Source organism: Bifidobacterium angulatum DSM 20098 = JCM 7096 (assembly GCF_001025155.1).
GTDB classification, from domain to species: Bacteria; Actinomycetota; Actinomycetes; order Actinomycetales; family Bifidobacteriaceae; genus Bifidobacterium; species Bifidobacterium angulatum.
The window spans coordinates 1742686-1768992 of sequence record NZ_AP012322.1 but is presented as its reverse complement, the minus strand read 5'-3'; the positions used below and the strand labels follow the sequence as shown (position 1 = coordinate 1768992).

Sequence of the window (26307 nt, the reverse complement as noted above, 5' to 3'; positions counted from 1 at the left end):
GGCAATAGCAGTGCAACGATGACCAATCGGAAAATGTTCGCCACCATGCTGTGGGGCGCGGTGTTCCGTCGACGCTCCCGCGCGATCATGGCTGTGATCGCCGTGCTTGTAGGCGCTGCGACCCTGTTCTGCCTGGCCGCGGTCTGCATTGCGGTGCCACAGCAGATGAATGAGGAAATGCGAGCCTACGGTGCGAACCTCATCGTCACCCCACGCGAATCCACGGAAAAATCCGTTGGCATCGGTACCGTCGACGTCAAGAACATCACCGCGCTGGTTTCCGGCGAGCATGATGCGAAATCCGCCGCATACCGGTATGAAAGCGTGCGCATCAACTCCGCGCCCTACACATTGGCGGGCATTGACTCCGCAAGCGTGAAGGCGCTGAACCGGCATTGGAATGTCACCGGCAGCTGGCCGAGCGCCGGCAACGTGATGCTCGGGCGTGATGTGGCCGATGCGCTCGGTGTGAAAATCGGTTCGCGCATCACCATCGGTTACCGCGCCTCCGACAATGGCGGTGCGTCGGATACGTCGGGGGCGCTTGGGGCAAGCGGGAGCGACGTCAAACAGGATGGTCGCGTATCGTCCAGCATTATGGAAACCGGCGGCACCGAATTCCGCGTGGCAGGCATCGTGGATACCGGCGGCAACGAGGATGAGATCGTGTACGCCGTGAACGCCGATGTGGCCAAACTCGCCGGCTCCCGTCGCGGCGCGGACGTGATTGAATATTCCGTCAACGCGGTCGGCCCCGATCTGGACGCCATCGTGAAATCCCTGAACGCCAATCCGAACACCGGCGTGAAAGCGCAGGCCGTCACCAAGATCACCGCATCCGATACGCGCATCATCACCATGCTGCAAACATTGTTCTGGATCGTATCGCTGGTGGTACTGGTATTGACGTTGGTCGGCGTGGGCACCACGATCGGTTCGATCGTTTCGCAGCGTCGCAACGAGATCGGCCTACGCAAGGCGCTTGGCGCATCCGCTCAGGCCATCGGCACCGAGTTCTATGTGGAATCCGCGATCTACGGTCTGGTCGGCGGACTGCTTGGCACGGCGCTTGGCTACCTGCTGGCACGTGTGCTATGCCAGATGGTGTTCGATCGGGCCATCGGCTTCAACTGGCCACTCGGCTTGGCATCGCTCGTACTGAGCGTGCTGATCGCCGTCCTCGCCTCCGTTTCGCCGGTCCGCCGTGCCACGCGCATCGACCCGGCCATCGTGCTGCGCGAAGAATGAGACGGGCATTCCCACGCCACCGGCTCACGCAACCATCCGACACCGCTTGAACTAAGGAAAATCAATGCTGCTTGAACTTGACCACATCTGCAAGATCTACGGCGAACTGCACGCCGTAGACGATCTCAATCTCACCGTGCCGCAAGGCCAATGGCTCGCCATCGTCGGCTCATCCGGCTCCGGCAAAACCACGCTGATGAACATGATCGGCTGTATGGACAGCCCCACCAAAGGTTCCGTGAAACTCGAAGGCCGCAAGCTGGAAGACCTCAACGCCAGGCAGCTGGCCGACGTGCGCAAGAATATGATCGGCCTGGTGTTCCAGAAGTTCTACCTAGTGCCGCACCTGACGGCCGTGGAAAACGTGATGGTGGCGCAGTACTACCATTCCGTGGTCAACGAACAGCAGGCGCTGGAAGCGTTGGAACGCGTGGGATTGAAAGATCGAGCGCACCACCTGCCCAGCCAGCTGTCCGGTGGCGAACAGCAGCGCGTATGCATTGCGCGAGCGCTGATCAACTGCCCGAAGATCATCCTGGCCGACGAGCCCACTGGCAATCTGGACGAGAAGAACGAGAAGATCGTGCTCGACCTGTTCCGCCAGCTGCATGAGCAAGGCACGACGATCATCGTGGTGACGCACGATGCGCTGGTCGCCAGTTGCGCCCAGCGTGAGATCATGCTCAACCACGGTGTACTGGTAGGGGAGAAATGGAACGATGAGGAAGCGCGTAAAGCCTATGAGGCCGCGGGCGGCAAGCCGGCGTTCACCGGTTCTGTGGCTGAAGGCGCGCAGCATGGCGAGACGGCCATCGACTTCGCCGATCCGACCAAATCCGCCAAAACAGGCGGTTCCGAAGCATAACAATGCTTGGTGCGGAGCATCAGGCCACATAACCGACAGGAAAGGAGACGTATGCCCAACAAGCAGGATGCGGTGAAGGCGGTTGCGCTGACCGCGGCGGGGCTCGCATTGCTGACCGCGTGCGGTGAACCCAAAGCCACGCCGATGAACGACGAATATGCCGGCAATTCTGGCGAAAGCGTGCAATCCCAGGAAGAAGAGTCGCAGAAGGATTCCGGTTCGTCGGGTTCATCGGACGATACCGTCAAGAACCATGCCGATGACCCGAACTCCACGAAATCCGATAACAAGGACACCGGCAACTACGCCGACGGCACCTACAAGATCAACGGCCAGTACGGACCGGTCGGCGAAGACACCATCGACGTGAAACTCACCATAAAACAGGGAAACATCGAGAACGTGGACATCGTCGGCCACCCGTTCACCTCGATCTCCAAAAAGCACCAGACCGCATTCGCCAACGCAATCAACGGCGTAGTGGACGGCAAACCGCTCAAAGGGCTGAAAATAGACAAGATAGCCGGAGCCAGCTGGACCTCCGAAGCATTCAACAAAGCCCTGGAGGTGGCTCGTCAGGAAGCCTCAGTTCCTTCGGCATCCTGACTCTTTCCAAACTACCGACGGTGAGGGGCGTGTGAGCGTCGATAGTTTGGGAGGGGAGGCCGTCGTGTGGCATGTGAGACCGTAGGCTTGGCCGAACGGCCTTGAGTGTGTCGAGCATGTCACGCGACGGCCTAACTGACTCTTCCCAAACCACCGACGGTGAGGGGCATGTGAGCGTCGGTAGTTTGAGAAGAATGATGGGAAGACGGCTGGAGGGTAGTTGGGAGTGACGGCGGGAAAGCCTAGGCGGCCAAAGCCGGCCAAAGCAGATTCGTCATATGGTCGGCCCATGTTCCGGCGTCGTTGGTGCTGTCGGCACCAGCATCACTGCTGACACCGGGCATATTCGCAGTACCGGTCTTATCGGCATCGATTTCGGCAGGTTTGACGCCGGCCTGCCTCTCCTGCAGCGCCTTGTAGGCCAGCATCGATCCCAGCACCGTGCTGAACAGAAACTCCGTATCGAGTCCGTGCTTGAAGACCCCCGCCTCCACGCCACGGCGAGTGTAATCGTAGAATCGCTGTTCGGCCGGCGCGATCACCTGATTCGCCAGGCCCTTGACATAATCGTTGTCCGAACTCAGCACCAATCCCACGGCTTTGAGACCGATCTCGCCATTGAAGGCCGCGGCCACGCGGTCCAGCAAGCAGTGCAGGTCGCTGCGCGTGGGGGTCAGGTCGTCCACTTCGAAGGTGCTGCTGGTCTCGATCTGGATCTTATGCAGCAGGTCACCGGTATTGCGGTAGCGGCGGTAGATCGTGGTTTTCGCCACGCCGGAGCGCCGTGCCACCTCTTCGATGGTTACGGCGCCGATGCCGCGCGATGTGGCGATCTGCAGCGTCGCCTGCATGATTTTACGGTCGGTTGCCTCCCGCATGCGGGCCGCGCGCGAGGCGGCCGCCTGCGTTACTTTCATTGCAATGGTCATGGCTTGTGTCTTCTCTCTTATCGCGATCATGCTACCGCAACTTGGGATTTACGCGATTAGTTTGGTGCTTTCCATGTTCGCGACGTACCACTGGTTGAACGTGATCAACGGCTTGCGCAGCACCAGTCCGATCAGCAGCAGTGGCAGAATGAACAGCAGCAGTGCGCCGATCGCCTTCCAGTAATCCATGTTGTAGATGCCGGCGATCGAAGCGCGCAATGCGGTCACCGCATGGGTGGCCGGCAGGAACGGGCTGATCGAGCTGAGCCACGAGGGCAGCATCTGCAGCGGGTATGCCGCGTTCGACCCGGAGATCTGCATGATGAGCATGAGCACGCCGATGGCCTTGCCTACATTACCGAAGCTCACCACCATGGTGTACACGAAGAACGAGAACACCAGCGAGCTTACCCATCCGGTAAGCATGAACAGCCAGGGGTGCACGGCCTGCACGTGCATGAACAGCAGGGAGCCGCCCGCCGAGAACGTGCTTTGCAAGAGCGCGATCAGTGCGAACACGCCGTAGTGGCCGAGGAACAGCTGGTGTGGTCTTGGATCGCCTAGTTCCTTGCGGGTGCGGCGCGAAACCGTGGTTTTCAGCGTTACACCCATCAGCAGGGCGCCTACCCATAGCGGAATGATCACGTACAGCGGCGCGAGCGCCGAACCGAACTGTGCGACGGGGAACACCGCGGTGCGTTTGAGCGTTACCGGTGCGGCGATGGTTGCGGCCAGCGTGTCCGCGTCGGATCCCAGTAGCTTCTTGACCTCGTCCAGGTCGGAACTGTGCAGCGCGTCGTCGAGTTTGGTGGTGAACTCGCTGAGCTTGGTGCCGGTTGCGGCGAGTTTGGACGCCGTTTTGTCAAGCGATTCCTTCACGCTGGCGAGGGTTTGCTGCGCCTGTGCGGTGGTTTCGTCCACATTGCCTACGGCGGATTGCAGTGCGGTTTTGCCGCTGGTCAGCGCGCTGGCGGCGTTGCTGACCGATTGCGCGATGGTGTTCAGCTGCGGTCTGATGGTTGTGTCGAAATCGGTGGAGATGCCGTTTATGGTTTGCTGCGCTTGGGATGCCAGGGATTTGATCTGCGTGTTGTGGCTGCTTGCCGCGTCTTTTTTCGTGGTTATGTCGCTGGCGGCTTTGTTCAGGCTTGCCGTCAGCTTGTGCTGCGTGGCGATCGCCGAGTCCAGTTGGCCGAGCAGTGCGTCGAATGCCGGTTTGTTGGCGCTGGGAATCTGCGGTTCCAGTGCGGCCAGGGTGTTGCGGATGGTCTGGTATTGCTTCGCTTGTTCGCTGACGTGCCCGGCTTGTGTGGTGAGCAGTTGTGCGGTGTCGGCCATCTGCTTGCCTGAATCGGCGACCAGTTTGTCGGCTGAATCCGAGACGGCGCTGTAGCTTGAGGCGCTGCTGCGCAGTGCGGTCGCCAGTGCGGTGGTGCTGGTGTTCAGCGCTCCTGCCAGGTCGCCGGCGCTTTGTTTCGCCGATTGCAATTGGCTGCTTGCGTCCTTGCCGGATTGGGAGATGTTGTGCAGTAGTGCGCTAGAGCTGGTCAGCAGTGTTGATGCGGATGTGGTGAGCGCGCTGAAATCGCTGATGGTGCTGGAGGAATCCTGCAATGTGCCGGCCAGTGTTTCCACGTTTGCGGTGAAGTTGTTCAACGCGGTGGTCGCTTTCGGCGACGACAGGTCGCGGGAGAGCTGCGAGGCGAGCGACAGCGCGGTGCTGGTCAGCGTGGTGACGAACATCTGGTTGATCTGCGTGCTCACCTGGCTTGCGCCCTGATTGGTGAGGTTCGGGGTCAGCGCGTTGGTTTTCTCGTTGGTGTAGTAGCGGATTTTGACGTTGCTTGCGTTGGACGAGAAGAACGTCAGCATGGTTTTGCTGAAGGTTTTCGGAATCACGATGGCGGCATAGTATTTGCCGGATTTCGTGCCTTCGATCGCGTCATGCTCGTTGGTGAACGTCCAGTCGAGTTCCGAGTTGGCGCGCAGGGCGTTCAGCACCTGGTCTCCCACGGTGATTTTCACCGGGAGCAGGTCGGAGCGGTAGCCTTCGTCGGTGCTGGCGACGGCGAATTTCAAGTTCTTCATGTTGGAGAACGGGTCCCAGCTGGCTGCGATGTTGAACCAGGTGAACAGTCCAGGGATCACTGTCAGGCCGATCACGATGATGATGGAGACGATGTTGCTGGTCAGGCGGCGCACGTCGCCTGCGAACAGTCGGATGATGGCTTTCATCGGGCGTGCCTCCTTTCGTGTACCGCGAGGGCGTCGCGGATTTGAATGTCGTCGAGATTGCCGAGTTCGCGCTGCCTGCGCAGGCTGTCGCGTATGAATTCGATGGTCAGCAGGAATCCGATGATGAGCAGCACCCAGATGATCCAGGCGAGCAGTGCTTCGAGTTTGGTGTTGGTGGTCAGCGAGAAGGTGACGGCCAACACGATCGGCACCACCAGTCCGACGATAAGCGCGCCGCGTTTGAGCTTGGGGTATAGCGCTTCGAATCGTGCGACGCGGCGTTCGATGGATGCCTTGTAGCCGCTATGGTTCGTCAGGGCCTGCAATGCGTTGGAGATGCGGTATTCGGTTCCCGGCAGGTGCACGTCTTCGCCGACGATCATGCCGCCTTCGCGGATCTGCCGTGCGAACATGCGGTTGGTGTTGGCCATGAGCGGGCGGATGACCAGTCCGATGATGAATCCGATGACGGTGAACAGCAGCAGGTAGACGATGTTCTGCAGCCAGTGGCCGTCGTAGAAGCCTCCGATGGTTTCGCGAAGCGCTTTGATCGAATAGTTGAACGGGAAGAACGGGTAGAGCGTGCGGAAGAACTTCGGCATCATCTCGATGGGGTAGAGGCCTGAAGCGCCGGGGATCTGCAGCATGATGAGCGCGACGCAGACGCCTTTGCCCACGTGCAGGAACGCGGTGGATAGCGCGAAGATGAGCGACAGGTCCACTAGCGAGGTGAGCACTCCGGTGAGGACGAACGCCGCGGCGTTGACGGTTTGCACGCCGAGCAGCAGGTCGCCTACGGTGGTGGCGAATCCTTGCAGCGCCGCGAATACGGAGAGGAACAGGAATCTGCCCATGTAACCTTGTGTGGCGGTCATGGCGGTGATGCCTTCGCCGTCGGCTTCGGTTTTGAAGATCACGACGAGCGCGAACGCTCCGACCCACAATGCCATGTTGGTGAATAGCGGCGCCATGCCGGAGCCGTAGGAGTTCACGGGGTAGAGCACGGTGGTGTCGAGCACGGTGGGGGAGAGCATGAATGTGGCGATGCGCTTGGTGTCGAGGTTGCCGTCGGTGCCGAGCATGGAGCTGAGCATGGCCGAGGTGTTGAGCGCGGTGATGTCGGTGGCGACGGTGCTGAGTCTGTCGCCGAGCTTGGCCAGGGCCTTGTCGGTGGTGCGCAATGCGGACGCGGTGTCGGCGCTGGCTTTGTCGAGCTGGTCGAGCACTACGTTGGCTTGGCTGGCCAGTGCGGTCTGGTTGCTGAGGCCGCCGCCCAGTGTTCCCGTTGCTCCGGCTAGCGATCCCAGTCCGTTGTTGAGCTGCGGCAAAGCGCCCGAGGTGATGGCTGAACGCGCTTTGCTGGTGGAGTCCAATGATTGCTGCGCCGCGTTGTTGACGGTGGCGCCCAAGTCGGAGACGGTGGTGATGGCGTTGCCGGTGCTGGTGTTCAATGCCTGGATGTCGCGTAGTGTTTCGGCGGCGTTCGTGGTGCTGTGCTTCAGTTGTGCGATGGCGGCTTTGAGTTCCGGCGAGCTGCTGGCCAGGGGCAGGTTGCTGAGGGTTTCCAGTACTGAAGCGGTGTTGTCGTTCACGGTTTGCAGGGTGCTGACCGCGTTGCCGGCTGTGGCGTTGGCACTGGAGAGCCCGGTGGTGACGGTGTTGATGGTGGTGGTCGCCTGCTGCATGGATTGGGTGAGCAGCGCGGTGCCTTGGTCGAGCCCGGTGGATGTTGTGGCGGCGAAATTGTTGATGCCGTTTTGCGCTGTGGTGATGAGCGTGGAGGTGGCGGTCAGGCTGTTGCCGGCGTCTACGGTGGCCTGCTGCAGGCTGGACAGCGACTGTCGTGCGGCCTTGGTTGTGGCGGGCGTCTCGTCCATGGTGTTGATGATTGTCGCCAGCTTGCCGCGTGCCGAGGCGATGGTGCTTTGCGCTTCGTCGAGCGATTGCACGGTGGTGGTTTGTATGGTGCCGGCTGTGGTGGAGATGGTGTCGTTGAAGGTGTTCAGGGCGTCGGAAAGCACTTCGCTCACGGTCGAGACGAAGGTGCTGTTCACTTGGGTGTCTACGGTGCCTGCGCCGGTGTCGGTGATTTTCGGTGCGATGGCGCTGACTTTTTCGTTGACGTAATACTTGAGTTCCGGTCGGTTGCCGGTGCCGGTGATGGTGTCGACCAGGTCTTTGGAGAAGGTTTTGGGGATGACGATGGTGGCGTAGGATTCGCCGGAGCGGACGCGGGCCATGCCTTCCTGTTCGTCGGCGAAGTTCCAGCCGAGCTGGTCGTTGTTTTTCAGCTGGGCGATGATCTGGGCACCGAGGTTGGCGTTTCCGATGAGCTTGTTGGTGGTGCCCTGGTCGTTGTTCACCACGGTCACTTCGATGCCTTTGGTGTTGTGGTAGGGGTTCCAGAATCCGCGGATGTTGAACCATGCGTACATTGGCGGGATGAGAACGAGTCCTATCGCCACCACCCATGCGGACGGCACTTTCAGCAAGCGTTTGAAGTCGCGTGCGAGTATCGCGAATACGTTGCTCATCGGTCTCCTTGTGCGTCGCTTGTCGGTTATATGCTACGTGATACGTAGCGCTACGTATCAAGTAGCGTACAACGACCTGTTCCCAGCTCGTTCGGCATAGCGTATCGGTCGAGCCGCCGGAGCCGTTTGCCCTACTCTGGCCGCTGACCGGTCGGCCTGCCGGTGCGGTTCGCTACGGGCGCAATCCGCCGATGCGTTCGGCAAAACGGCGTATTCCGGTATTCCAGTGTCGGCAGCGCCGTTCGTCGGCATGCCGAGCGCTGATTCGCTACGTTGCATGGCATCGAAGTATGCCTGTTTTGTTAGCGTTGTCCATATTGGGTAGATAAGGAAGAAAGCATGTCGGGTTCTGTTCGAAATGCCGATCGCCATGGCGCGCAATCGGGTGCCAAACGCAAACGTGCCAGTGATGCCGAACGTAATATGCCGCTTATCGTCACCTTATTCGGCGATGTGGTGCTGCTGGACGGCATTATTTCGCTGCCGCTGCTGCTGCGTGAAATCGTCAGAGCGGTCAGTGCGGTGGTGCTTGGCTACCAGCAGGTCAATCCGTTGAACCTTACGGTGATCATGTCGGTGATCGGCACGGTGCTGTTCACGGTGAATTCCGCGCTGATGATCGTCTTCGGCGTGCTGCTGATCCTACGCAAGGACCGTCACCGTGCCGCTCCCTGGACTTACGTGCTCATGCCGTTGACGTTCATCGAGATCATGTTCTCGCTGTGCCTGCATGGCATCGGCTGGGATCTGCTGGTCGCCGTCGTGCGGTTCCTGTTGTTGGCGGCATTGTCCGTCACGGTCGATCCGGGGCTTCGCGAGGAACGCCGTCTGCAGCGCACGCTGCGGCGCATGGATGAGCGAGACGCCTTTCTCGAAGACGAAAAGGACGGCATGCTTGGCCGCGACCGCACCGGCAAAGGGTATATGGAGCTGAACTTCTTCAACATGTTCTGGCTGTTCGCGGTCGGCTGCGTTTTCGGATGCGCGGTCGAAACGGTGTATCACGCCGTCGTGTTCGGCGGGTATCAGAACCGTGCCAGCTTCCTGTACGGCCAGTTCTCCGCGATCTACGGTTTCGGCGTGATTCTGGTGTCCGTCTGCTTGAACCGCATGTACCGGTCGAGCGTCGTCACGATCTTCCTGTCTTCGGCCGTGCTGGGCGGCGCGTTCGAATGGGTCAGCAGCTGGTTCATGGAGGTCACGGTCGGCATGAAGTCGTGGGACTACACCGGCAAATGGCTGTCGATCGGCGGCCGCACCTGCGGCCAGTTCATGTTCTTCTGGGGTGTGCTTGGCGTGGTGTGGATGCGGCTGATCCTGCCCGCGCTGCTCAACTGCATCAACCGTATCCCCTGGAAGATCCGTTACACGCTGACTTCCGTATGCTTCATACTGCTTCTGGCGGATGCGTTGTTCACGCTGATGGCCATCGACTGCTGGTATATGCGTCTTGCCGGCATCCACTCCGACTCGCCGGTCGTGCAATGGATCAACCTGCACTTCCCCAACGAGGTGATGGAACAGCGTCTGCCTACCATGCATATCGATCCGAGCGTGGCCGGGCGCCCATAGCTTTCCCTTCGTGTCTCTGTGGTCTTCGCAGAGTGCCGGCAGGTGCGCGCATGGCACTGGTATGCGGTTATGCGAAACTGTGTATATACGCGTAGTGGGCGTGATGGAGAGCAGTCCATCACGCCCACTTACGCGTCGTACGGTATTATGCCGGCCGGCGTGGTATCACTTGCCGTACTGTTCGTGCACGAAGCGTCCCAGTGCGTCGATTGAACGCTTCACCTTCTCCGTGTCGATGCAGTACGCCATGCGGAAGTAGCCCGGAACGCCGAAGCTTTCGGACGGCACCAGGATCAGGTCGTAGTCCTTGGCCTTCATGCAGAACGCGGTGGCATCCTCCTCCAGCGCCTTCGGGAAGATGTAGAACGTACCGCCCGGGCGCACCACGTCGAAGCCGAGCGAGGTGAGCGCATCGTAGAGCAGGTTCATGTTCGTCTCGTAGACGCTCAGGTCGCTGGTCTCGTCGATGACCTTCGCCACGCCCAACTGGATCGAGCTTGGCGGGCAGTTGTGGCCGGTGCCACGGCTGATCTGGCCCATCATCGGCACCAGCAGGTCGGCGTCGGTGGCTTTCGGGTTCACGGCCACGTAGCCGATGCGCTCGCCCGGCAGCGAGAGCGACTTGGAGAACGAGTAGCAGGTGAGTGTGTTGGCATAGAAGCGTGCCGGGTAGGGCTGCGTGTTGCCGTCGAACACGATCTCGCGGTAGGGCTCGTCGCTGATCAGGAAGATGTCGTGGCCGTATTCGCTCTGCTTGGCTTCCAGGATCGAGGCCAGGCGGGTCAGCGTTTCGGCGGAATACACCGCGCCCGAAGGATTGTTCGGGGTGTTGATGAGGATGGCCTGCACGTTCGGGTTCAGCGCTGCCTCGAATGCCTCGAAGTTGATCTGGAAGCTGGCGGTGTCGGCGGGGATGACCGTCAGGTGCGCGCCGGTGCCGTTCACATACGGCTGGTATTCGGGGAAGTATGGGGCGAAGGTGATGATTTCGTCGCCCGGCTTGGTCACGGCTCGCATGGCGTGCGACAATGCGCCCGCCGCACCCGTGGTGGGGAAGATGTGGCGGCCTTCGTAGTCCATGCCGAAGCGGCGGTTCAGGGAGTCCGCGATGGTGGCGCATACGGAGGGGATGCCCAGCGAGGGGGAGTAGCCGTGGATGGCGACCGGATCGCCATGCTCGTACAGATCCACCATGGCGTCGGTGAAGTCCTGCGGTGCCGGCACGGAGGGGTTGCCTAGGGAGAAGTCGAAGACGTTCTCGTAGCCGATTTCCGCGCCGCGCTTGGTGGCGTATTCGCTCAGTTCGCGGATGACGGACTTGCCGCCCAGCATCGCCTTGTATTGCTCGTTGATCATCGGCTTCCTCCCGTGCTTGTTCATTTTTGCCGTATTCGCGTCTCAGTATATCCCGGCATACGCGCCCCCACCCGCCATATTCCGGCCCCTGCCCGCTCTTTTGTCATCCTCCCCCTGCTGCCCGTTCCCTCTACCGTTTTCAGGCAAAATCCATCCGATTGCGCTTTCACCTTCATTCCCCTCAGTGGGGGGCATCTGAAGTGTGTGTATAAGTCTCTCCCCCCCCCCTATAGTTCATGTTTTGCTGCAGCACGGATTTCGTGAGGGAATGTGCGCTGCGGTTCTCCGGCTTATTGCGGTAAGGCCTGTGGGATGGTCGGGGAATTGTCAGAAAGCCTTGGGCGTGTTTTCGAAGTGCACGCTTACGCTATGCTGAAGTTTGGCGGTTTCCCGCCGAATAAAAAAGCTCTGGAGATCAGATGATCTCCAGAGCCTGGTTGACTGGCCGCCGGTAAGGGCAGCGCATCGGGATAAGGAAGTGTTTTCGAAGGCCCCTCCTCATCTGTCAGCTGCGTTTGAGGTTTGGCCCTTCCAGCAGCCAGCCAAGTCTTATGTTATATATCCATTAGCGTCGGTAGGAGCTTTACTGAATCGTCTATTCAACAAAGCTCCCGCGCTTTGAGCCACAGATCGGTTTCGCGTTGGTTCCCTGTATGGAGCACTACACGAAACCAATCTGTGTCACGGTTGAGACGAGGCTCAGATGCGCTTGCGCAGAATGGTGATGCCGGCGAAGCCGATCAGGGCGATCACGGCGAACACCACGACGCCGCTCACCGCAGCGCCGGTGTCGCTGAGGACAGCCTGCTGGATCTTCTGAGCAACGGTCTTGTTGTTGTTCTTCTTGGCATCATTCTTCGTGACGGTGTCGGCCGGCTTGACGTCATCCTTCTTGTTGTCCTGCTTCGGGGCGTCCTTGTACATGGCGTACACGGCCCAGTTGCCGGTGACCTCGGCGTCGGGGTCGACCGGGACGTCGCCGTCGTTGGAGGCGAAGCCCCAGCCGGTGAAGACCTTGCCCTCGACGGCCGGTGCCTGGATGCCGGCAGCGTACTGGGAGAACTTGACGTGGTCCTTGGCGTAGTAGCCGACGGTCTGGATGAGCTTGTCGGTGCCGGCGTAGAAGGAGACGACGTTCAGGGTGTCGTCATCCTTGGCGGGGGCGTCCTTGTACATGGCGTACACGGCCCAGTTGCCGGTGACCTCGGCGTCGGGGTCGACCGGGACGTCGCCGTCGTTGGAGGCGAAGCCCCAGCCGGTGAAGACCTTGCCCTCGACGGCCGGTGCCTGGATGCCGGCAGCGTACTGGGAGAACTTGACGTGGTCCTTGGCGTAGTAGCCGACGGTCTGGATGAGCTTGTCGGTGCCGGCGTAGAAGGAGACGACGTTCAGGGTGTCGTCATCCTTGGCGGGGGCGTCCTTGTACATGGCGTACACGGCCCAGTTGCCGGTGACCTCGGCGTCGGGGTCGACCGGGACGTCGCCGTCGTTGGAGGCGAAGCCCCAGCCGGTGAAGACCTTGCCCTCGACGGCCGGTGCCTGGATGCCGGCAGCGTACTGGGAGAACTTGACGTGGTCCTTGGCGTAGTAGCCGACGGTCTGGATGAGCTTGTCGGTGCCGGCGTAGAAGGAGACGACGTTCAGGGTGTCGTCATCCTTGGCGGGGGCGTCCTTGTACATGGCGTACACGGCCCAGTTGCCGGTCACGACTTCATCCGGGTTGACGGCGACATCACCGTTGTTGGAGGCGAAGCCCCAGCCGGTGAAGGTCTTGCCCTCGACGGCCGGTGCCTGGATGCCCAGGGCATACTGGGAGAACTTGGCCTTGTCCTTGGCGTAGTAGCTCACGGTCTGGATGAGCTTGTCGGTGCCGGCGTAGAAGGAGACGGTGTACTGGGTGTTGTCGTCCTGCTTCGGGCTGTTCTTGTACATGGCGTACACGGCCCAGTTGCCGGTCACGACTTCATCCGGGTTGACGGCGACATCACCGTTGTTGGAGGCGAAGCCCCAGCCGGTGAAGGTCTTGCCCTCGACGGCCGGTGCCTGGATGCCCAGGGCATACTGGGAGAACTTGGCCTTGTCCTTGGCGTAGTAGCTCACGGTCTGGATGAGCTTGTCGGTGCCGGCGTAGAAGGAGACGGTGTACTGGGTGTTGTCGTCCTGCTTCGGGCTGTTCTTGTACATGGCGTACACGGCCCAGTTGCCGGTCACGACTTCATCCGGGTTGACGGCGACGTTGCCGTTGTTGGAGGCGAAGCCCCAGCCGGTGAAGGTCTTGCCCTCGACGGCCGGTGCCTGGATGCCTGCGGCGTAGGTCGAGAACTTGGCCTTGTCCTTGGCGTAGTAGCTCACGGTCTGGATGAGCTTGTCGGTGCCGGCGTAGAAGGAGACGGTGTACTGGGTGTTGTCATCCTGTGCCGGAGTATCCGCGTACGTCGCGTACACGGAGATATCCCCGAACACCTGATCGGTGTCCTTGAGCATGGGGCCCTCGGAGTAAGACCAGCCGGTGAAGGTCTTGCCTGCGATGGCCGGTGCCTGGATGCCCAGGGCGTACTGGGAGAAGGCGGTGCCTTTCTGCCAGGTGGTTCCCTGGATGATGTGTCCGTCAGCGGTGTAGAACGTCACCGTGGCGAATTCTTCTTCAGCTTGCGCGGAAGTTGCAGAGTTCTGATTCTGGGCAGTATCGGCCATTGCGACTGCCGGTGCCAAGGCAGCCAGAGTCGCTACAGCTGCAACGCCCGCAATGATCTTTTTACCAAAAGACATTTGGGGAAACCTTTCTTCGTTACGTAACAAGTTGCCCCAAGCCGATGCCTTCGAAATATCGCCTTGTATGCGCGGAAATCCCCCTCACAAGAAATCCGGTAGACATAATAGTGATCACCTAATGACTTTTCAATAGTAAGGCGTGTTCGTTGGCATCGAGCGTACTTGCGCGCCGGTTATGGAAACGACGGGGAATATAACGGGTTTCCGGATTCGTGTCCTTGCGTTCTGTGCCAGATACCTATATGTGTTATGTGCCGCGTCAGGGAGAGGCGGGGCGGTCTCATCTTCGGATGACCAGGGTATCGGTATAAGCAACGCGAAAGCCGGATCCCAAGGTACTCGGGGCGCCCGGCTTTCACTTCCATTCCCCGACGGGACGGTATAGTCCGAGTACGAGAAAATCCCTCGGAACCAACGGCTCCGAGGGATTCGCGGTGCCCCCCGTGGGATTCGAACCCACAACCCACGACTTAAAAGGACGCTGCTCTAACCGTTGAGCTAGAGGGGCAACAGTCGACCATTATACAGCATCCTTGGGTGATATGCCAAACGCGTATGTCTCTTAGCGGCTTCCATGGGTTCCTATGCGCCCCTCGCGTGTCCTTGCATATTCTCGCACAGCATCCTCGCGGTAGTGTCTTTTCGCCGCATCGCCGCTTGCCTTACAACGTGGCAAGCCCTGGCAGCAGGCCTAGCGGCAGCCCCTGCCACAGCCTCTGCCATCACGTGTCCCGTGGTTCTTCCGCGCACCCTCCTACAGTAAGTCAGCATGTCATGCACAACGATTCTCGTAGGTAAGCAAGCCAGTTACGACGGCTCCACCATCATCGCCCGCGACGATGATTCCGGTTCGGGGCGTTACGATCCGAAACGCTTCATCGCGGTCGCGCCCAACAATCAGCCGCGCCATTACCGCAGCGTGCTGAGCCATGTCGAAATAGATCTGCCGGACGATCCGTGCCGCTACAGCATCGTGCCGAACGTGCTGCCCAATCGCGGCGTGCTCGCCGAAGCCGGCGTCAACGAGCATAACGTGGCCATGAGCGCCACCGAAACCATCGCGGTCAACGAGCGCGTGCTTGCCGCCGACCCCATGGTCGGGCTGCAGGAAGACGGCACGCCCGGCGGCATCGGCGAGGAGGACATCATCACCCTCGTGCTGCCGTATGTGGCCACCGCGCGCGAAGGCGTCGCCCGGTTCGGCGCACTGCTGGAACAGTACGGCACCTATGAGGCAAACGGCGTCATCATCTCCGATGTGGACGAGATCTGGTACGTGGAAACCATCGGTGGCCACCATTGGATCGCCCGCCGTGTTCCCGACGACTGCTATGCCACCATCCCCAACCAGCTTGGCATCGACTCCTTCGATCTTGCCGACGCTTTCGGTGAACAACGCGAGCACCTGTGCAGCGCCGACCTGCGCGAATTCATGGACGCGCACCATCTCAACCGCACCATCGGCGCAGCCGCCGACCCCGACCGGTTCAACCCACGCACCGCCTTCGGCACCGCCACCACCAAGGACCACATCTATAACACGCCTCGCGCCTGGTACATGCAGCGCCACCTCAACCCGAGCGAGGATTGGGATTCGCCTGCCGCACGCTACACGCCGGCCTCCGACGACATCCCCTGGTGCCGAGTGCCGGAGAACGCCGTCACCATCGAAGACATCGACTTCCTCATGAGCGCCCACTTCGAAGGCACCCCCTACGATCCGTACGGTACGCTCGGCACCCCGGAAAGCCGCCACCGCTACCGCCCGATCGGCATCAACCGCACCGGTCACATGGTCGCCATGCAGATCCGCCCGTATGCGCCCGCCGCCAGCCGTTCGATCATGTGGATCTCCTACGGTTCCGGCCCGTTCACCGCAGCCACGCCGTTCTATGCGAACGTGAACGATACGCCCGCCTACCTGCGCGACACCACGCCGGAGGTCTCCACCGGCAACCTGTATTGGACGAATCGTCTGATTGCGGCGCTTGCCGACGCGCATTTCTACGAGACCAGCAACGCTGTCGAGGCGTTTGCGGAGAACGCACGCGTGTTCGGGCATCGATTGGTCGAACGCACGGATGCGGCATTGGAGCAGGAGCGGGACGAGGCGGCGGATACGCCAGCGGACGAGGTCGTCGCGGGGCGTTTGGAATCCGCCAACGAGGACATGGCGGAATATCTGCGTAAGCATGCCACCACGCTGCTCAACGACGTGCTGTACACGTCCAGCAACCTGATGCATAACGGTTTCGCCATGTCCGACCGCTGGAACTGATCTTGCGAGCTCGTAACACTATCGAAGTGGCTTATTTGTGGCACTCATAGTGCGTTACGTGGAGTATGGGCGTTGGAATTCCAACGCCCATACTTGAGGAAACGCGATTTGGATGCCACGGATAGGCAAACCAGATAAAACGGAAGGGCAAAATCTGCCATACATAAGCAAGTTGGTGGTGGCTGCCGCAAGATGTCCACCACCAATTCGGCAAATATGTCTCTGCCGGTCTGTGCAATCGTTCGTTAACTTCATCTGAATTACACAACGTCTCAACCAGTGTCTGGTTATAGATAACCGCTGCTCGATTGGTGCCGCGAGACCAGCGGCCGCAGCCAGGTAGTCGCAATCCGGGTGACTGCAAATCCTGTTCGTTGCACTTCGGATTCAGCCCGAGTGGATGAGTCGGCACCAATCAGTTGAAGCCAACCACCTTTTCGGCCACCACGTAGCCGCTGCGGATGATGAACCGACCGGCCGAACCGCGCAGGTTCAACGCACGCGACATCGCTTTCTTGCGTACATCCGCGTAGATCGATGGCGAATAGGCCTTGATGTCGTTCCACAGCGCTTCCTTCTTGGCGTAGTTCGCCGGGTCCTTCGAGAGGATCATGAACACGCTTGCCACGGAGCTTTCGATGGCGAGGAAGTGGATCATGTACCGGTACAGGCCATCAGGCACCGTGCCGCGTTCGGGTGTCGCCCTGACCATGCACTGGTTGACCAGCCGCAACTGGTCCACACGCCGGATCATCACGTCGGTCTGCACGCTTTGCCCCTCGCGGCCAATGTAATAGTGGTAGAACGGCGTATCCAGGTATTTCAGCGTCTTCACCCACGGGAACGGCTGGTAGGCGTAGATGAAGTCCACGTAGAAGGTATGCTCGGGCAGTTTCATGCCGGAGGCGCGTACCACGTCGGTGCGGAAGATCAGCGCGTGCATGAGAATGTATTCGGCAAGGCCGAAATGCCCCAGATCGTCCCAGGTCAGGCGCTTGCCCGGCTTCATGGCGTGGCGGAAGTTCACCACATGCTTGTGGCGTTTCTCGACCTTGTCGTACACGTAGTTCGTCACCAGCATGTCGATGGGGTCGTCGCGCGTGATCTCCTCACGCAGGGTGGCGAGCACGTCCTCCAACGATTCCGGTCCTACCCAGTCGTCGGCGTCCACGACCTTCACATACTTGCCGGTCGCCGCCTCGATACCGGTGTTCACCGCGCCGCCATGCCCCTTGTTCTCCTGATGAATGGCACGCACGATGCCTGGATTGTTGCGTTCGAGCTTCTGCGCGTAGGCGAGGGTGCCGTCTTTGGAACCGTCGTCGACGATCAGGATCTCAAGATCGTCGGTTCTGTGCGCGGAAAGCAGCGAGTTCACGCACCGGTCGAGATATGCCTCCATATTGTATGAAGGAATCACAAAACTCAGCGTTTTCGCCGTTGTCGTCATAGCGTATGTCCTCTTCAACCCTGGCGTATGTCCTCTTCAACCCTATGGCTCAGATCAGGTCAGTCGGTCTGTTCACTGTCAGCTTCACACGGTAGCACTGTATCCTCCTGGGTGGAAGAGGCGCCGTTGGTCTTGTCGGCGGTCCTGGCTTTCCTTGCCGACTTCGTGTCTTCGAACAGCAGTTTCGGCTTGGAATCAAGTCGTCCCAGCCCGTGCCATGCCAGATCGACGAGGTAGGCGGCCATCTGCTCCTTGCTGACTTTCGGGTGTGCGGCCCAATACTGGCCGGTGAATACGGTCATGCCCACCAGCATCTGCGCGTAGTAGGGCACGCCTTTGGGGGAGAGCTTCTGGCGTTTGAAGGTCGCGGTCAGCAGGTCTTCGACGCGTAGCGAGATGTCGCCGAGCAGTGAGCTGAACGATCCGGATGGGTCCGTGGTCGGCGAATCGCGTACCAGCACTTGGAATCCTTCGGTGTTCTGTTCGATGTAGGTGAGCAGAGCCATGGCCGCGCGTTCCACGATCTGGCGCGGGTTGGCGGTCGGGTCGGACAGCGATTCGATAAGCACGGATGTCAGGGTGCGCATCTCCCTATCCACGATGACCGCGTAGATGCCTTCCTTGCCGCCGAAATGCTCGTAGACGATCGGCTTGGAGACCTTGGCGTGGGCGGCGATCTCTTCTACGCTCACCGCTTCGAATCCTTTGGCCGCGAACAGCGAACGGGCCACGTGGATGAGCTGTTCGCGGCGCTGCAGGGACGACATTCGTGATGTATTGGCCATGTCGCCTAGTGTTTCACGTCCACTGGATAGCCTCAGATGTCCGATTCTGCCGAATTGGTCATGCGTGCGTGGTTTGAGAAGCCGTGGTTGTCCGTTTCTGGTGAATCGGACACGTGTGTCATATTGACAATGCTTCATTGCAGCTTTAATATATTTAATAAATAATAAATTTTATTAAAGGAGGTGATGTGGACCGTCTGCCAGAATGGTTGGCCAACCTTGCGGAGGAGGATTTGGCCTTCATCAAGAACTTCGTGCTATCGTCAGGATCTCTGAAGCAAATGTCCCAGCTGTATCAAGTCTCCTACCCGACCATGAGGCTCCGGCTTGACAAGCTTATCGAAAAAATACGGTTGAACGACAACGAGACGGAGGATCCATTCATCCTCTTGGTGAAGAGTCTCGCCATCGACGATAGATACGACGTCGACACGGCTCGAATACTCATAGACGAGTACAGAAAGAGAAGGGATGAATCATGAGCTGGACATGGATCGCATTGTTGATTGAGATCCTAGGCGTAATCGCCGTATTCGTTCTGGTCTTCCTCATCGCGAGGAGCCTGATTCGCTACGCAAATTCCCTAAAGAAAGGAGGCAGTCCTTCAAAGCAGGCAGCAGAAGACAAAAAAATCACTCTTCATGATTTATAAAAACGTTACCAGATATATCGAAGTCAAAAATCGCATTATCGATGCCTTGCATGGCAGAGCACCTTATTCCCCTGGCGGCTCGGACATTCGTGGTGCGTCCGCGGGGCGGAGCCGGAGTGTCCGTTGCGCTTTTTAGGCTGGAGTCATGGATACGAATGTGATTATTGCGATTGTCGCTGTTGTCGTTATTGCGGCAATTCTGGTGATTGGTGGTTGGTGGCTCGGTAAGACCCGCAAGAACGCCGTCAACAAGTCCACTGAGGATGCGAAAGCGGCTGCTGATGCCCGTCTTGCTGCGGAAGCAAAGTCGGCTGCGGCTGATTCTTCCACGGTGAAGCCGTCCGTTGATTCCAATGTTGATGCAGCTGAAAAAGCTCCGGCTGAAAGCCAGCAGAAGTCCTCAGTTCAAGCTTCCTCTTCCGAAACGGCGGCTCCTGCACCAGCCACCGAAACCAAGCCCGAACCGGTTCATGAAACCCCGGAGGCTGCAGGCTCGCGCATGCAGCGTCTCAAGGCACGCTTGTCCAAGTCCGGCAATCCGTTCGGCAAGGCACTGTTCAATATTCTTGCCAAGGATCAGCTCTCCGAATCCGATTGGGAGGATGTCGAAGATACCCTGCTGCTTGCCGATGTCGGCGCGGAAGCCAGCGAACAGCTGGTGGAGGAGCTGCGCAACGACGCCCGCATCGCAGGCCAGTCCGATCCGGCCGAGGTGCGTGCCGCGCTGCGGGACAAGCTGCTTGATGTGGTCGGGCGTGATATGGATCGTCGTCTCAACGCCGACAAGGAGGGCGCGAACAGACCGAGCGTCATTATTATGGTCGGCGTCAACGGTACGGGCAAGACCACGACCACGGGCAAGCTTGCACGCCTGTTTGTGGCGGATGGCAAGAAGGTCATGCTGGGTGCGGCTGATACGTTCCGTGCCGCTGCCGCCGACCAGCTGGAAACCTGGGGCGCCAAGGTGGGTGTTCCGGTGGTTCGCTCCGACAAGGACGGCGCCGATCCGGCGTCCGTCGCCTTCGAGGCCAGTGCCAAGGCCAAGGAGGAGAACGCCGACGTGCTCATCATCGATACGGCCGGGCGCTTGCAGAACAAGGCGAATCTGATGGATGAGCTGGGCAAGATCCGCCGTGTGACGGAGAAGAACCTGCCGGTCGACGAGGTGCTGCTGGTACTCGACGCCACCACCGGGCAGAACGGCATGGCGCAGGCCAAGGTGTTCGCCGAGGCGATCGGCATCACCGGCGTGGTGCTGTCCAAGCTCGACGGTTCCGCCAAGGGCGGCATCGTGGTTTCCGTGCAGAAGGAGCTGGGCGTTCCGGTCAAGCTGGTCGGTTTGGGCGAAGGCCCCGACGATCTCGCCCCGTTCGACCCGGAGGGCTTCGTGGACGGCATTCTCGCCTGACCGATGCGCTGGGCGTTGTAAGACGTTGGGATCATTGGCCGCATGCGTTCGCGCATAACACGCTTTTTACATGTTTAACACATGTGTAACGTGCTGTAACGTGCAGAAAACGCGTGCGGCGTTCACTACACAACTGTGAGCCCGGTTAGGGTCCGAATAACTGAGAAAGCCCGATGTATGGGCGTTGGATTTAAGAGAGGGAGGGTGACATGGATACCGGAAATGCCGCATGGATATTGACTTCCGCATCCCTGGTTTTCCTCATGACGCCAGGCGTGGCGTTCTTCTATGGAGGCATGGTTCGTGCGAAGGCCGTTCTGAACATGATGATCATGGAGGCCGCGGCTCTGTCGGTCACCATGGTTGTCTGGGTGTTCTGGGGCTGGTCGATCGCGTACGCCGGCAAGTCCATCGGAGGGATCTTCGGTGACCCTGCCAGCGGTTTCCTGCTGAAGGATTCCATGATCGCCAAGGATGGTGTGTTCACCGCCACCGGTTTGAACGACAATAAATACCCGGTGAGCATTGATGTGGCGTTCCAGGCTGCGTTCGCCATGATCACCGTCGCATTGATCTGCGGCGCCATCGCCGAGCGTGTGAAGTACAGCACATGGATGATCTTCGTGGCGCTGTGGATCACCTTCGATTACGCTCCACTCGCACACATGGTGTGGAATGGTGGTCTGCTGTCCTCAGACGGTGCGATCTCCCAGGCCATTGGTGCCGCCGCCCACGATTTCGCAGGTGGTACGGTCGTCCATATCAACGCCGCAGTCGCCGCACTGATCATCGTGCTGATCATCGGCAAGCGTAAGGGCTTCGGCATGCAGCCGTTCCGTCCGCACAATGTTCCGTTCGTCATGCTCGGCGCCTTCCTGCTGTGGTTCGGCTGGTTCGGCTTCAACGCCGGTTCCGCGTTCGCCGCCAACGGCACCGCCGGCTACGCGTGGGTTTCCACGTCCGCCGCCACCGCCGCCGCAATGCTGTCCTGGGGCTTCACCGAGAAGATCCGCACCGGCCATTACACCGCGATGGGTGCCGCTTCCGGTATCGTCGCCGGCCTGGTCGCCATCACTCCGGCCGCCGATGTGGTGTCCCCGCTGTGGGCCATGGTGATGGGTGCCATCGCCGGTGTGCTCACCTGCCTGGCCTGCGGTTTGAAGTTCAAGCTCGGTTACGATGATTCCCTTGATGTGGTCGGCGTCCACGGCGTGGGTGGCTTCACCGGCACCGTGCTCATCGGCTTCTTCGGTGAGGGCACTGGTCTGCTGGCTGGTGGCGATTGGCGTCAGCTGGTCGTGCAGCTGCTCGTCGCGCTCGTGGCCATCATCTGGTCCGCCGTGATTACCGGTATCATCGCCTTCGCACTCGAGAAGACCATCGGTTGGCGCGTCACCGAAGCCCAGGAGGTCGGCGGTATCGATCTCGCCGATCAGGGCGAACGCGCGTATGATTTCGCTGGTACTGCCAGCTCCGTTCTCAAGGAGGTGAGGTGAGATGAAGCTCATCACCGCTATCATCCAGCCGCATAAACTCGATGAAGTCAAGGAATCCCTTGCAGCGGCGGGCGTGCATGGACTGACCGTTTCGGAGGCTAACGGGTATGGTCGTCAGCGCGGCCACACCGAGATCTACCGTGGTGCCGAATACACCGTCGATCTGATTCCGAAGATCCGCATCGAGGTGCTGTCCGACGATGCCGATGCGGAAACACTGGTCGGTGTAATCGTCAAGGCGGCCGGCACCGGCACGATCGGTGACGGCAAGGTCTGGGTCGCTCCGCTGGATTCCGTGACCCGCGTGCGTACCGGCGAAACCGGTTCTGCCGCGATTTGATCCGCGATTGCTTCGAAATGATATGAATCCCCGCATGTGAGCCGGTCTCCATGCGGGGATTCGTGTACTCGGGGCGGGTTGCGGGAGCGGATTGCGAGGCTACGGGTTACGCAGGGTCGTTGATCGCGCACGACGCGCACATGGAAGTGGAAAGAAAGGGATGATGGGCGATGACTTCGGCGGTTGACGGGCTGAAACAGCGGTTCATGGAGATGAGCCGCGCCGACGGGGACGGCGTGTACCGCGATGGGGCGGCAAAACGCAAGGCCAGAACCGATCTGGCGATGGCGTGCCTGCGTGACCTGTGGGATGAGGCGTGCGAGGCGGTGGCATTCGACGTGCCGAAGACGGGCGTGGGCTTGGGGGCGGTGGGATCGTTGGCTCGCGGGCAGGTGGGCCCGTGCTCGGATCTCGACCTGGTGCTCATCTACGACGCCAAGGCGCTGAACGATCAGCAGTTGAATGCGTTGGCGAACAAATTGTGGTACCCGGTGTGGGATTGCGGGCTTGACTTAGACCAGTCGGTGCGTACGCGCGTACAATGCGAGGCGGTCACCGACCATGATCTGCCTGCTGCGATGGGCTGGCTGGACGTGGTGCCGATCGCCGGCGATGTGGAGCTGATCCGCACCACGGCGTTGTCGATTCTGGAACGGTGGCGTAAGGCCGCCCGCAAGCGTCTGCCTGAACTGCTTGATTCCGCCAAGGCCAGACTCGACGAATTCGGTCGCATGGAATATCTCAATCAGCCTGATATCAAGGAGGCGCGCGGCGGTTTGCGCGATTCAGTGCTGGTGTCGGCGCTGGCCGCGTCCTGGCTGGCCGACCGCCCGCATGGGCGCTATGACGATGCGGTTGAACGGTTGCTTGATGTACGCGACTGCATTCATCTGGTGGCCGGCAAGGATGCGAACAGGCTGCTGTCGCCCTACCAGGCCAAGGTCGCCGCGATGCTGGGGCTTGCCGATCCGACGTTGCCGCAAGGCGAACGCGAGGCGAAGTCCATCGACGATTTGCAGACGCTATTGGCCCGTCTTGGCCGGCAGATCGCGTTTTCGCTTGATGCCACAGCGTCCCGTGCCGGGCATTCGCTTACGCATGAGAAGCCGCGGTTCGCGTTCTTCCAATTGGCCAAGCCCTGGGCGCATGGCAAGCGTGAGGCGCCGAAGTTCGAACTGCTCGCCCCCGGCATCGCCAAGCATGAGGGCGAGGTGGTGCTTGCCCCCGGCGTCGACCCGGCAGCGGATGCCACGCTGGCGTTGCGCGTGGGTGTGGCCGCCGCCGAATCGGGGCTGCCCATCGCACCGGCCACGCTGAATAATCTCAGGCGTTGCCCGATTCGAGACAGCGTGTGGGATGAGGAATCGCGTGAACTGTTCGTGCGGCTGCTGGAATGTTCCGAATCGTTGTTGAGCGTGTGGGAGGAGCTTGATTTTGTGGATATTCCGGGGCGGTGGATTCCCGAATGGCTGGGCGTGCGCAATCGCCCGAGCGCTTCCGCCGCGCATCGCTACACCATCGACCGTCATATGGTCGAGGTGGTGACCAGGCTTGGCCGTATGTCGCCAAGCGGAACGCCGTATGACGACGCGCACTATCATGCGTTGCTGCTGGCAGGCATCCTGCATGATATCGGCAAACGCCCTGGGGTGCGCGACCATGCGGCCGAGGGCGCCCGCCATGCCGGTGCCATTCTGAAACGTATGGGGTATAGCGCGGATACGGTCCGGTGGGTGACGGTGCTGGTGCGCGAGCATCTGACGCTGTCCGACTATGCGACCGGCAGGAATCCCAATGATCCCGTGGTGGGCGACGATCTTGCCGCATGTGTGGACCGCGACCCGGTGCTGTTGGATATGCTGTTCGATCTCACACGCGCCGACGGCTCGTCATTGGGTGCCACGGCGGGGGAGACGATCGGCAAACAGTACGGGTGGAGCAGGTGGCGTGAGAGCCTGGTGCGCACCATGTACGCCGCCGCGCGCTACCACATGTGACTGGCAGGGCAAAATGGTTGGAAAATAAGGGTTTTGGTGAATACGTCGAACGATTTACCATGGAATGTGCATTTCTGCAACTCGGCTGATCATTGTGGAAAAGTTATCCTCATGTTATACACCGACTTATCCCCACTATGTGGAAAACCGCATACGTTATCCACACAGTTATCCCCGAAATGTGGATAACTAAAATTTCTATCCACATTCATGGTCCGCGCGTGTTGCGTTTGTCATGCGATGTTCAACTTCCATTCATATATGCATACCGTCAATGTGCGTTTCCGTGAGGGCTTCCCGCTGCTTTGCGCCAACCCGCGGCCACCTTCCCGCACCTCTCCTATACTGGGGAACCATGGCTCAGGAACCTTGGGAAGACGATATGCAAGACGACGCAGCCGGCGGCTATGTGCCCGGCAGAACAGGCACGCCGGTGCGTGATCCACTATTCGACCGTGTGCCCCCGCACGATGACGATGCCGAGATGGCGGTGCTGGGCGGCATGCTGATGAGCAAGGACGCCATCGGCGAGGTCAGCCAGATGATCGAGGTCACCGACTTCTACCAGCCCAAGCATCAGACCATCTACGAGGCCATCATCAACCTCTTCTCCGCATCGCAGCCGGTGGACGCCGTGCTTGTCGCCAACGAGCTGATGAAGCACGGCGACCTCGACAAGGTGGGCGGCACCGACTACCTGCATTCGCTCGTCGCATCCGTGCCTACGGCGGCCAACGCCACGTTCTACGCCGAAATCGTGCATCAACGTGCCATCCTGCGCAACGTGATCGCAGCCGGCACCAAAATCGCGCAGCTCGGCTACTCGGCCGAAGGCTCGCAGGCTGAAGACGTGGTCAACCTCGCACAATCCGAGGTCTACGAGATGTCCGTGGGCAAGGTACGGCAGGACTACACCGCCATCGGGCCGGTGGTGCATGACGCGCTCGACCAGATCGACCAGTTGCAGCAGGGACTGGTCAACAAAGGCGTGCCGACAGGCTTCCGTGACATCGACGACCTGACCCAAGGCCTACAACCCGGCCAGATGGTCGTCGTGGCAGGCCGACCGGCCATGGGTAAGTCCACGCTCGGCATCGACTTCGCCCGCGCGGCCGCGCTGCACCACCAACTGACCACCATCGTGTTCAGCCTGGAAATGAGCAAGGTGGAGCTTGCGCAGCGCATCATCTCCGCCGAAACCGACATTCCGCTCGGCGCATTGCGCCGCGCCGACGAAATCACCCCCGACCGGTGGGCCACCCTGAACAACTTCTGGTCCAAGCTCGACAACGCCCCGCTATTCATCGACGATTCGCCGAATATGAGTCTGATGGAGATTCGTGCGAAATGCCGCCGACTCAAGCAGACCAATGATTTGAAGCTCGTCGTCATCGACTACCTGCAGCTCATGACCTCGGGCAAGCAGGTAGAAAGCCGCCAGCAGGAGGTCTCCGACTTCTCCCGTGCGCTCAAACTGCTCGCCAAGGAGCTTGAGGTGCCGGTGGTGGCATTGAGCCAGCTGAACCGTGGCCCGGAAATGCGCAACGACAAGAAGCCGCAGCTGTCCGACCTGCGTGAATCCGGCTCGATCGAACAGGACGCCGACGTGGTGTTCCTGGTGCACAGACCCGACTTCTACGATAAGGAAGACAGACCGGGCGAGGCCGACATCATCATGGCCAAGCACCGTAACGGTCCGACCGAAACCTTCCATCTGGCGTTCCTTGGCGCAACATCGAAGTTCAAGGACATGCCACAGGACTACGCGCAAGGAGTGTGATCCC

Annotated in this window: 18 protein-coding genes and 1 tRNA gene; 11 read left to right on the top strand and 8 right to left on the bottom strand. The window is 60.1% G+C overall.

The window, feature by feature from the left end; genetic code table 11:
- The first annotated feature begins 18 nt into the window (after positions 1-18).
- The 3 genes from BBAG_RS07150 (at position 19) to BBAG_RS07140 (ending at position 2719) form a co-directional block, all read left to right on the top strand.
- A complete protein-coding gene (locus BBAG_RS07150; RefSeq protein WP_033508966.1) occupies positions 19-1248 on the top strand; it encodes an ABC transporter permease in 1230 nt (409 codons plus the stop codon).
- A 64-nt stretch (positions 1249-1312) separates the two neighbouring features.
- The gene (locus BBAG_RS07145) at positions 1313-2113 is read left to right on the top strand and encodes an ABC transporter ATP-binding protein (RefSeq protein WP_003824995.1); all 801 of its coding nucleotides are present in this window, start codon (positions 1313-1315) and stop codon (positions 2111-2113) included.
- A 51-nt stretch (positions 2114-2164) separates the two neighbouring features.
- Positions 2165-2719 (top strand): FMN-binding protein, encoded by a 555-nt coding sequence (locus BBAG_RS07140; RefSeq protein WP_003824994.1) that lies wholly within the window; start codon positions 2165-2167, stop codon positions 2717-2719.
- 242 nt (positions 2720-2961) lie between these two features.
- Here BBAG_RS07140 and BBAG_RS07135 read toward each other — a convergent pair whose 3' ends face one another.
- Genes BBAG_RS07135 through BBAG_RS07125 form a run of 3 tightly spaced genes read right to left on the bottom strand, consistent with a single transcriptional unit; the run spans position 2962 to position 8417 of the window.
- Positions 2962-3648 carry a TetR/AcrR family transcriptional regulator gene (locus tag BBAG_RS07135; RefSeq protein WP_047750175.1) on the bottom strand — a complete coding sequence of 229 codons (687 nt, stop codon included), beginning with the start codon at positions 3646-3648 and terminating at the stop codon, positions 2962-2964.
- 48 nt (positions 3649-3696) lie between these two features.
- The gene (locus BBAG_RS07130; RefSeq protein ID WP_003824988.1) at positions 3697-5883 is read right to left on the bottom strand and encodes a YhgE/Pip domain-containing protein; all 2187 of its coding nucleotides are present in this window, start codon (positions 5881-5883) and stop codon (positions 3697-3699) included.
- The gene (locus tag BBAG_RS07125) at positions 5880-8417 is read right to left on the bottom strand and encodes a YhgE/Pip domain-containing protein (RefSeq protein WP_003824986.1); all 2538 of its coding nucleotides are present in this window, start codon (positions 8415-8417) and stop codon (positions 5880-5882) included. The genes BBAG_RS07130 and BBAG_RS07125 overlap by 4 nt, the downstream gene beginning before the upstream one ends.
- A 339-nt stretch (positions 8418-8756) precedes the next feature.
- Here BBAG_RS07125 and BBAG_RS07120 point away from each other — a divergent pair, with 339 nt between their 5' ends.
- Positions 8757-9989: a putative ABC transporter permease gene (locus BBAG_RS07120; protein ID WP_047750172.1), complete on the top strand. Its 1233-nt coding sequence runs from the start codon at positions 8757-8759 to the stop codon at positions 9987-9989.
- 165 nt (positions 9990-10154) lie between these two features.
- On the opposite strand, the gene BBAG_RS07115 is transcribed toward BBAG_RS07120, so the two are convergent.
- From BBAG_RS07115 to BBAG_RS07105, 3 genes are all read right to left on the bottom strand, one after another.
- Complete coding sequence (locus BBAG_RS07115; protein WP_033508934.1) at positions 10155-11345, bottom strand: pyridoxal phosphate-dependent aminotransferase; 1191 nt, start codon at positions 11343-11345, stop codon at positions 10155-10157.
- Between the two features lie 699 nt (positions 11346-12044).
- Complete coding sequence (locus BBAG_RS07110; protein ID WP_047750170.1) at positions 12045-14039, bottom strand: hypothetical protein; 1995 nt, start codon at positions 14037-14039, stop codon at positions 12045-12047.
- 513 nt (positions 14040-14552) lie between these two features.
- Positions 14553-14625: transfer RNA gene (locus tag BBAG_RS07105), tRNA-Lys, on the bottom strand.
- A gap of 261 nt (positions 14626-14886) precedes the next feature.
- Here BBAG_RS07105 and BBAG_RS07100 point away from each other — a divergent pair.
- Entirely contained in the window at positions 14887-16395 is a 1509-nt protein-coding gene (locus BBAG_RS07100; RefSeq protein WP_003824978.1) for a C69 family dipeptidase, read from the top strand.
- A 415-nt stretch (positions 16396-16810) separates the two neighbouring features.
- Here BBAG_RS07100 and BBAG_RS07095 read toward each other — a convergent pair whose 3' ends face one another.
- A complete protein-coding gene (locus BBAG_RS07095; RefSeq protein ID WP_003824976.1) occupies positions 16811-17845 on the bottom strand; it encodes a glycosyltransferase family 2 protein in 1035 nt (344 codons plus the stop codon).
- A 59-nt stretch (positions 17846-17904) separates the two neighbouring features.
- Positions 17905-18612 (bottom strand): TetR/AcrR family transcriptional regulator, encoded by a 708-nt coding sequence (locus tag BBAG_RS07090; protein WP_003824975.1) that lies wholly within the window; start codon positions 18610-18612, stop codon positions 17905-17907.
- 206 nt (positions 18613-18818) lie between these two features.
- On the opposite strand from BBAG_RS07090, the gene BBAG_RS07085 reads away from it, so the two are divergent.
- From BBAG_RS07085 to dnaB, 6 genes are all read left to right on the top strand, one after another.
- Positions 18819-19112, top strand: coding sequence for a DUF2089 family protein (locus BBAG_RS07085; protein WP_003824972.1), 294 nt, complete (start codon positions 18819-18821; stop codon positions 19110-19112).
- A 315-nt stretch (positions 19113-19427) separates the two neighbouring features.
- A complete protein-coding gene (gene ftsY / locus BBAG_RS07080) occupies positions 19428-20690 on the top strand; it encodes a signal recognition particle-docking protein FtsY (RefSeq protein ID WP_003824969.1) in 1263 nt (420 codons plus the stop codon).
- Between the two features lie 209 nt (positions 20691-20899).
- The gene (locus tag BBAG_RS07075; RefSeq protein ID WP_003824967.1) at positions 20900-22186 is read left to right on the top strand and encodes an ammonium transporter; all 1287 of its coding nucleotides are present in this window, start codon (positions 20900-20902) and stop codon (positions 22184-22186) included.
- A 1-nt stretch (position 22187) separates the two neighbouring features.
- The gene (locus BBAG_RS07070; protein WP_003824965.1) at positions 22188-22526 is read left to right on the top strand and encodes a P-II family nitrogen regulator; all 339 of its coding nucleotides are present in this window, start codon (positions 22188-22190) and stop codon (positions 22524-22526) included.
- A gap of 170 nt (positions 22527-22696) precedes the next feature.
- Positions 22697-24523, top strand: coding sequence for a [protein-PII] uridylyltransferase family protein (locus BBAG_RS07065; RefSeq protein WP_003824963.1), 1827 nt, complete (start codon positions 22697-22699; stop codon positions 24521-24523).
- A gap of 382 nt (positions 24524-24905) precedes the next feature.
- The gene (gene dnaB / locus BBAG_RS07060; RefSeq protein WP_231855918.1) at positions 24906-26303 is read left to right on the top strand and encodes a replicative DNA helicase; all 1398 of its coding nucleotides are present in this window, start codon (positions 24906-24908) and stop codon (positions 26301-26303) included.
- Positions 26304-26307 lie beyond the last annotated feature (4 nt).